Below are 8,609 nucleotides of genomic sequence, written 5' to 3'. Positions count from 1 at the left end.
CGCCGGCTCACTGCCAGGGCCAGGGAGAACAGGGCCGGCCTGGCCTTCGTCACGCCCACCGTGGTGGTCGTGTTCGTCGTCGTCGTGCTGCCCATCCTGTGGACCGTGCTGCTCGCGTTCCAGCAGGCGAGGCTCGTCGACATCCAGGGCATGAGCCTGCTGGGCAACTGGTCGCTGGAGAACTTCGGTGACGTCTTCGGCTCGCCCGGCTTCTGGACCAGCCTGTGGACCACGCTGCTCTACACCGTCGGTGCGACAGCAGGCTCCATCCTGCTCGGTCTGATCGCCGCACTCGCGCTGCGCAAACCCTTCCGGGGCCGCGGCCTGGTGCGCGGCTCCATGCTGCTGCCGTACGTGGCGCCCGTCGTGGCCGTCGCGTTCGTCTGGGAGATCGCGCTCAGCCCGCAGTTCGGCATCGTCAACGAGTGGGGTGCCAAGCTGCTCGGCTGGGACGAGCCGATCGCGTTCCTGTCCACCCGCTCCTATGAAGTCTCACTGTTCGGACTGCACTTCGAGCTCCCGCTGGCGATGCTGACAGTGATCGCCTTCGAGACCTGGCGCTACTTCCCCTTCGCCTTCCTGTTCCTGCTCGCCCGGCTCCAAGCCGTGCCGGACGGCCTCGAGGAGGCCGCGAAGGTGGACGGAGCCGCGCCGACCCAGCGCTTCCGGCACGTGCTGCTGCCGCAGCTGATGCCCGTCATGGCGCTGCTGTGCGTCCTGCGCTTCATCATGACGTTCAACAAGTTCGACGACATCTATCTGCTGACCGGCGGCGGTTCCGGTACGGACGTGGTGGCGGTACGGGTCTACGAATTCCTCACCGCCCGCTTCGACGTGGGCGCCGCCGCGGCCCAGGCGCTCGTACTCGCCGTGGTCCTCATGGTGCTGCTGGGCCTGTACTTCACGTTCTTCGGCAAGAAGGTCCAGGAGGAGTCGGCATGAGCCGCGCCGCGCAATCGACCATGAGCCGGGCCCAGTTCGAGGAGCGGCTGTTCGGGGTGCTCCGCTGGGTCGTGATCGCCTTCCTGGCGCTGATCACGCTGGTGCCCTTCTACTACATGCTGCTGCTGTCGGTGAAACCCATCGACGCGCTGCTCCTCGACCCCGGACGGCTGTGGGTGAGCACCAAGGAGTTCACCCTGAGTACCTATGAGGAAGTGCTCAAGCCGACCTCCGAGGGCGGCCAGGGCTTCCTGGACATGCTCTACAACTCCGCGCTCGCCTCCATCGGCGCCGTGGTGCTCACCCTGCTCGCCGCCATCCCCGGCTCGTACGCGGTGAGCCGGCTGCGGTTCTTCGGCGGACGGCACCTGAGCGCACTCTTCCTCGCGGTCTACCTCTTCCCGGCGACGCTGCTGGCGGTGCCGCTCTTCGTGATGTTCGCGAAGATGGGACTCCAGGGCAGCCTCGTGGGGCTCGCGATCGTGTACATCGCACAGACCGTGCCGGTGTCGATCTACATGCTGCGGAACTACTTCAGCACCATTCCCTTCAGCATCGAGGAGGCTGCCGCCCTGGACGGGTGCTCGCGGCTGCAGACGATCCGCAAGGTCGTACTGCCGCTCGCGGCGCCCTCGTTGATGGCGACCGGGCTCTACATCTTCATGATCGCGTGGAACGAGTTCCTTTTCGCGCTCCTCTTCCTCGCCGCGACTCCCGAGAGCTGGACCGTCTCCCTCGGACTGCAGCAGCTGGCCAACGGCATCGAAGTGTCCAAGACCGTATTGATGGCAGGATCGGTCGTGCTGACCATCCCCGTGGTCCTCCTCTTCCTCGCAGCGGAACGGCTGTTGACCGAGGGCCTGACCGGCGGCGCGGACAAGAGCTGAGGAGAGCAAGGCGAGCATGACCGGGAACCAGGCGAGTGCGGGGCATCTGCTGGGGCTGATCCGCGACGGCCGGGCCACCACCCGCGGCGCCCTCCAGCGAGCCACCGGGCTCTCCCGCTCCACCGTCGGGCACCGGCTGGACCAGCTCTTCGCGGCGGGCTGGCTGCGCGAGGGCGCGGCGGCGCCGACCGAGGGCTCCACGGGCGGACGGCCCTCCGCCCGGCTGGAGTTCGCGGCGGAGCACGCCGTCGTACTCGCGGCGGACCTGGGCACGCGGGACGCCACCGCGGCAGTGGTCGATCTGGCGGGCACCGTCCTTGCCGAGCGGTCCGGCGAGCTGCTGATCGGGGACGGGCCCAGCCAGGTGCTCGACCGGCTCGCGCAGTGGTTCGCTGCGCTGCTGAAGGACACCGGCACCGCTCCCGAACTGGTCTGCGGCATCGGCCTGTCCGTGCCGGGCCCCGTCGACTGGGTCTCCGGCGTCGTCGTCCAGCCGCCGATCATGCCGGGCTGGGACGGCTACCCGATCCGGCAGCGGCTGCAGGAGGTGTACGCCGAACACGTCAGTGCGGGCGGCGGCCCCGTGCCCGTACTCCTCGACAACGACGCCAACGTGATGGCGTACGCCGAACAGCGCGCCGGCCACCGGGACTGCGCGGCCTTCCTGCTCGTCAAGGTCTCCACCGGGATCGGCGCGGGCGTCGTCGTGGACGGCCAGCTGTACCGGGGCATCGACGGCGGCGCGGGCGACATCGGCCACATCCGGCTGCACGACTGCCCGGACGCGCTGTGCATGTGCGGCTCCTACGGCTGCCTCGCCGCCGTCGCCAGCGGCCGCGCCCTCGCCAGGCAGCTGTCCGACGCGGGCACCGCGACGAGTTCGGTCAAGGGCGTACGCGACCACCTCGCCGCCGGGCACCCCGACGCGGTACGGCTCGCGCGGGACGCCGGGCGCCGGGTCGGCGAAGTGCTGGTCACCGTCGTGACGCTGCTCAATCCGGGAGTGCTGATGATCGCCGGCGATCTGGCGGGCACGCCGTTCGTCACCGGGGTGCGGGAGCTGCTGTATCAGCGCGCGATGCCCCGTACGACCGCGCACCTGAGCGTCGTCACCTCGCAGCTCGGTGAGCGGGCGGGGATCGCGGGAGCCGCCGCGATCGTCGTGGAGGACCTCTACTCCCCGGACCGCGCGGACGCCCGGCTCGCCGCCCTCCTCGGCTGAGCGGCACGAGCACCCCTGACCGTTCACCGAGCACGAAGGAGCCACCCGTGACCGAGCCCTGGACCGACGACCCGGTACGGGTCGGCCTCGTCGGCGCCGGACCCTGGGCCCGCGCCATGCACGCCCGGATGCTGGCCGCCGGGCCGGAGACCGTCCTGAGCTCCGTATGGGCGCGCAGGCCCGAGGCCGCGGCCGAGGTCGCCGCGCGGTACGGGGCACGGGCCGCCGCCTCCTTCGACGAACTCCTCGAAGGCTGCGAGGCCGTGGCCTTCGCCGTGCCGCCCGCCGTGCAGGCGGAGCTGGCCGTACGGGCGGCCCGGGCCGGCCGGGCGCTGCTGCTGGAGAAGCCGCTCGGACCCGACCTGACCGCGGCCCGCGCCGTCGCGGACGCGGTGGCGGAGAGCGGCGCCGTCTCCCAGCTGGTGCTGAGCAAGCGCTACCACCCCGCCACCCGCGACTTCCTCGCCCGCGCAGGGCGGTTGACGGTCACCGGCGCCCGTTCCTGCTATCTGCACGGCGCCTTCCTGGGGGGCGACCAGGCCACCGCCTGGCGGCTGGAGCACGGTGCGCTGCTGGACCTCGGCCCGCACCTGCTGGACCTGCTGGACCTGGCCGTCGGCCCCATCACCTCGGTGCGCGGTGCCGGTGACCCGCGCCGCTGGACCGAGCTGACCTGCGAGCACGAGGGTGGTGCGACGAGCCAGGCGTCGCTGTCGGGAGCGGTCCGGCTGCCTCGCGCCCGTACCCGGGTGGAACTGTACGGAGAGCGGGAGGAACTGGTCTACGACACCGCGGACATCGACCACGAGGAGTGCTGGCCGGTGCTGCGCCGGGAGTTCGCCACCGCGGTACGCACCGGCCGCGCCTCGGACATCGACGCCCGGCGCGGGCTGCGGCTCCAGGAACTGCTGGAGCAGGCGCTGCGGTGAGACGCGGGTCCGGATTCTGAGATCGAGGGTCCCTCTTCCGCGTGATTATCGCCACCTTGATCGGTGGTGTGCTCAGATGAGCGCTCAGTTGTGCGGTCAATAACTCCAAGGAGCGGTTCGAGACTTTACCGGCCCTAGATTCATCTCTCGAAGCGATCGATGACACAGGGTGATTGAGGACGGGAGGCCGATGACGAAACGGAGTGGTGTGTTCGGCTTGTGGAGATGATCTCTGCCGCTGGATGAGGCCGCCGTCACCTTCGATCCTCGGCGGACGGGTGGTTGCGGCCCTTTGGCGCACCGCTGGACGCGCCTCGGGGCCTTCGATCTGGGTACGCTCCCCGCCGTCAGGGCAGCCGTTCACGAGGGGTCGAGTCCCGTGCCGGATCACGATGTACAGCAGAAGTTCGTCTACGACTTCACTGAGGGCAACAAGGATCTCAAGGACCTCCTCGGCGGGAAGGGGGCCAACCTCGCCGAGATGACCAACCTCGGTCTCCCCGTCCCGCCGGGATTCACCATCACCACCGAAGCGTGCAAGGTCTACCTCGCCAGTGGTGACGAGCCGATGGCGCTCCGCGAACAGGTGGGCGCCCAGCTCGAGGCGCTGGAGCGGAAGATGGGCAAGCAGCTCGGCCAGGCCGACGACCCGCTGCTGGTCTCGGTGCGGTCCGGCGCGAAGTTCTCGATGCCCGGAATGATGGACACGGTGCTCAACATCGGGCTCTCCGACGCGTCCGTGCACGGGCTCGCCGCGCAGTCCGGTGACGAGCGGTTCGCATGGGACTCATACCGCCGCCTCATCCAGATGTTCGGAGACACGGTCCTGGGCATGGACGGCGAGGTCTTCGCCGAAGCGCTGGAGCAGGCCAAGCACGCCAAGGGCGCGGTCTCCGACGTCGAGCTGGACACGGCCGACATGCAGAAGCTGGCCGAACAGTTCAAGGGCCTGGTGCTGAAGGAGACCGGACGGGAGTTCCCGCAGGACGCGCGCGACCAGATGGACCTGGCCGTACGGGCCGTCTTCGACTCCTGGAACGGCGAGCGCGCCAAGCTCTACCGTCGCCAGGAGCGCATCCCGCACGACCTGGGTACGGCCGTGAACATCTGCTCGATGGTCTTCGGCAACCTCGGCCCCGACTCCGGCACCGGCGTCGCCTTCACCCGCGACCCCGCCACCGGACACCAGGGCGTCTACGGCGACTACCTGCAGAACGCGCAGGGCGAGGACGTCGTCGCCGGCATCCGCAACACGGTGCCGCTCGCCGATCTGGAGCAGCTGGACAAGCCGGCCTACGACGAGCTGATGCAGATCATGGAGACCCTGGAGACGCACTACCGGGACCTGTGCGACATCGAGTTCACCATCGAGCGCGGCAAGCTGTGGATGCTGCAGACGCGGGTCGGCAAGCGCACCGCCGCCGCGGCCTTCCGCATCGCCACCCAGCTCGTCGACCAGGGCCTGATCGACGAGGCCGAGGCGCTGCAGCGGGTCAACGGCAACCAGCTCGCGCAGCTGATGTTCCCCCGCTTCGACAGCAACGGCGGGGTCAAGGGCGCCGACCAGATCGGCTGGGGCATCGCCGCCTCGCCGGGCGCGGCCGTCGGCAAGGCCGTCTTCGACTCCTACACCGCCATCAAGTGGTCCCGCTCCGGTGAGAAGGTCATCCTCATCCGCCGCGAGACCAACCCGGACGACCTGGACGGCATGCTCGCCGCCGAAGGCATCCTCACCTCGCGCGGCGGCAAGACCTCGCACGCCGCCGTCGTCGCCCGCGGCATGGGCAAGACCTGTGTCTGCGGTGCGGAAGAGCTGGAGGTCGACACCAAGCGGCGCCGCCTGAAGGCCGCCGGGGGCCTCGTGATCGAGGAGGGCGACGTCGTCTCCATCGACGGCTCCACCGGCAAGGTGTACGCCGGTGAGGTGCCGGTCGTGCCGTCGCCGGTCGTGGAGTACTTCGAGGGCCGTATGCACGCGGGTGCCGACGACGCCGACGAGCTGGTCCAGGCGGTGCACCGGATCATGGCCTACGCCGACCGGGTCCGCCGGCTGCGGGTGCGGGCCAACGCCGACAACGCCGAGGACGCCTCCCGCGCCCGGCGGTTCGGCGCCCAGGGCATCGGCCTGTGCCGCACCGAGCACATGTTCCTCGGCGAGCGCCGCGAACTGGTCGAACGGCTCATCCTCGCCGACACCGAGAGCGAGCGGGAGGAGGCGCTGGACGCCCTGCTCCCGTTGCAGAAGGGCGACTTCGTCGAGCTGCTGGAGTCGATGGACGGGTTGCCGGTGACCGTACGGCTGCTGGACCCGCCGCTGCACGAGTTCCTGCCCGACATCACCGAGCTGTCGGTGCGGGTGGCGCTCGCCGAGTCCCGCAAGGACGCCAACGAGAACGACCTGCGGCTGCTCCAGGCCGTGCACCGGCTGCACGAGCAGAACCCCATGCTGGGGCTGCGCGGCGTGCGGCTCGGGCTGGTCGTGCCCGGGCTGTTCACGATGCAGGTACGGGCGATCGCCGAGGCCGCGGCCGAGCGCAGGGCGGGCGGCGGCGACGCGCGCGCGGAGATCATGATTCCGCTGGTGGGTACCGTGCAGGAGCTGGAGATCGTCCGCGAGGAGGCCGAGACGGTCATCGCGGAGGTGGAGCAGCAGCACGACGTCGAGCTGAACCTGACGCTGGGCACCATGATCGAGCTGCCGCGCGCCGCGCTGACGGCCGGCCAGATCGCCGAGTCCGCCGACTTCTTCTCCTTCGGCACCAACGACCTCACCCAGACCGTGTGGGCGTTCAGCCGGGACGACGTGGAGGCCAGCTTCTTCACCGCCTACCTGGAGAAGGGCATCTTCGGCGTCTCGCCGTTCGAGACCATCGACAGGGAGGGCGTCGGCGAACTCGTACGCCTCGCGGTGGAGGCGGGGCGGGCCACCCGGCCGGACCTCAAGCTCGGCGTGTGCGGTGAGCACGGCGGCGACCCGGAGTCGGTGCACTTCTTCCACGAGGTGGGACTGGACTACGTCTCCTGCTCGCCGTTCCGCATCCCGGTCGCCCGGCTGGAGGCGGGCCGCGCGGCGGCGTCCTGAGGCGCACCGGCCGTCCGGGACCGCGCCGCCCGCACAACCCTCACCGGCGGGCGCGCGGGCCCGGAACGGGAAGGGGGCGGTACCTTGTGCGGAGGTGCCGCCCCTCCCTTCCTGACCTGTGGGGTTACTTGTCGGTGTCGTCCACGGTGCGGCCGTCGAGGTGCTGCACCGGGCGGTTCGACTTGGGGTACAGGTCGTGGTAGGCGTCGACTTGGCCGGCGGTGACGGTGAGCGGCTTCTTGAAGACGACCCAATTGACGCTCTCGCTGCACGGCGGAGTGGTCAGAGAGCCGGCGTACTGGAACTCCGCCCGATCCTTGGGCACGAAGGAGTTCAGGTCGATGCCGCCATGGACCTTCGCCGTGGTGTTGTGCTTCTTCGGCAGGGACTTCCACAGCGAACCGAACGGGGAGTTCGCACCCTTCTGATCCATCAGCATGCTCAGGACCGCCACCCGGCCTTTCGCGTTCTTGTTGACGAAGTGCATCTCCATCGCGGTGCCCTTGTGGTCGATGGTGTGCTCGCTGGGCAGGTGGAAGTGGAACTGTTCCAGCTCGTAGGACGTACCAGCCATGCTGATCCGGTTCCCGCCCGCGACGTTGCCCTTTACGGTGTGCCCGTCGTTCTCCAGCTCAACGGTCGTCTTCCCGTAGTGGATGTCGACGTCCTTGCGGGCGTCGATGTGATGGGCCTTGCCGAGGTTGATCGGCGACTGGGCGTGCCCCTCCTTGCAGGTGGCGAACTCCTTGTTGATCGAATCCCAGTTGTCCGGCCCCTTCTTCCCCGAGTATCCCCAGCGCGCGGCAGCGCCCGGCGTCGCCTTGGGGCGGTGCTCCTTGTCCGGCGAGCTGTGCCAATCACCGGACGAGCAGCCGGTGACGAGAGCGCCGGCGGTTGCGATGACGGCCAGGGTGGGTGTCAAGCGACTCACGGCAGGTATTCCTTCAAGAGGAGATACAACAACCTTCAAGCTACGCAGGCGGCCCTGCCTTCATGCCCGTCCCGCGACCAGTTCACCCGACCGGGAACCCATGTTCGCGCGGCAGGCGAACTTCTCGGCCGGCAACGTACCCGCTGTTCAGCTGGGCCCGCGCCACCCCCCTTCGTCGTGCCCTCGCGGCTCACAGTTCCGCCCCGATCCGCTCGGCGGTGCGCAACAGCAGCGGGGCGAGTTCGGCGGCGCGTGCGTGGTCGAGGCGGGTGTTCGGCGCGGCCACCGTCACCGCCGCCACGCAGGTGCCGAACCGGTCCCGTACCGGGACGCCGACGCCGTGCACACCGATGACGCTCTCGTCGAGGTTGAGCGCGTACCCGCGCGCGCGGGTGACCCGGGCTGGCGCTGGTCACCGACGATCCGGCGGAGGCCCACCGGGCCCCGGCCGACCTGGCCGTGGTGGCCGAACTGCCCGCCTTCTGCACGGCCTTGGCCGAGCGCGCCGCCGGTACGGGCGGTACGGGCGGTGCGAGCAGTGCGAGCAGTGCCGGCGGTACGGGCGCGGGCCCCACCCCGCAGCCCGGAAGCGATCCCCGCCCGTACCGGCCAGCGC

The 8,609-nt window shown here is 69.9% G+C and carries 6 protein-coding genes and 1 pseudogene; 5 read left to right on the top strand and 2 right to left on the bottom strand.

What is annotated here, in order from left to right:
* The 5 genes from ACRDP3_RS02440 to ppdK all read left to right on the top strand — a co-directional run.
* The coding region (locus ACRDP3_RS02440; RefSeq protein ID WP_431515125.1) for a carbohydrate ABC transporter permease at positions 1–942 on the top strand (942 nt) is incomplete at its 5' end.
* 20 nt (positions 943–962) lie between these two features.
* Positions 963–1,829 carry a carbohydrate ABC transporter permease gene (locus ACRDP3_RS02435; RefSeq protein WP_431515126.1) on the top strand — a complete coding sequence of 289 codons (867 nt, stop codon included), beginning with the start codon at positions 963–965 and terminating at the stop codon, positions 1,827–1,829.
* A gap of 16 nt (positions 1,830–1,845) precedes the next feature.
* Positions 1,846–3,051 carry an ROK family protein gene (locus ACRDP3_RS02430; protein ID WP_431515124.1) on the top strand — a complete coding sequence of 402 codons (1,206 nt, stop codon included), beginning with the start codon at positions 1,846–1,848 and terminating at the stop codon, positions 3,049–3,051.
* Positions 3,052–3,098: 47 nt separating this feature from the next.
* Positions 3,099–3,980: a Gfo/Idh/MocA family protein gene (locus ACRDP3_RS02425; RefSeq protein ID WP_431515123.1), complete on the top strand. Its 882-nt coding sequence runs from the start codon at positions 3,099–3,101 to the stop codon at positions 3,978–3,980.
* 379 nt (positions 3,981–4,359) lie between these two features.
* Positions 4,360–7,062, top strand: a complete 2,703-nt coding sequence (gene ppdK / locus ACRDP3_RS02420; protein ID WP_431515122.1) for a pyruvate, phosphate dikinase — start codon at positions 4,360–4,362, stop codon at positions 7,060–7,062.
* A gap of 124 nt (positions 7,063–7,186) precedes the next feature.
* Here ppdK and ACRDP3_RS02415 read toward each other — a convergent pair whose 3' ends face one another.
* Together ACRDP3_RS02415 and ACRDP3_RS02410 are read right to left on the bottom strand one after the other, a co-directional pair.
* Positions 7,187–7,993 carry a carbonic anhydrase gene (locus tag ACRDP3_RS02415; RefSeq protein WP_431515121.1) on the bottom strand — a complete coding sequence of 269 codons (807 nt, stop codon included), beginning with the start codon at positions 7,991–7,993 and terminating at the stop codon, positions 7,187–7,189.
* A 190-nt stretch (positions 7,994–8,183) separates the two neighbouring features.
* Positions 8,184–8,375, bottom strand: a pseudogene (locus ACRDP3_RS02410) (IclR family transcriptional regulator domain-containing protein); the annotation flags it as partial.
* Positions 8,376–8,609 lie beyond the last annotated feature (234 nt).

Origin of the sequence: Streptomyces sp. (assembly GCF_050698815.1) — a bacterium.
In the GTDB taxonomy this organism is placed as follows: Bacteria; Actinomycetota; Actinomycetes; order Streptomycetales; family Streptomycetaceae; genus Streptomyces.
This window is presented reverse-complemented; position numbering and strand designations above follow the sequence as displayed.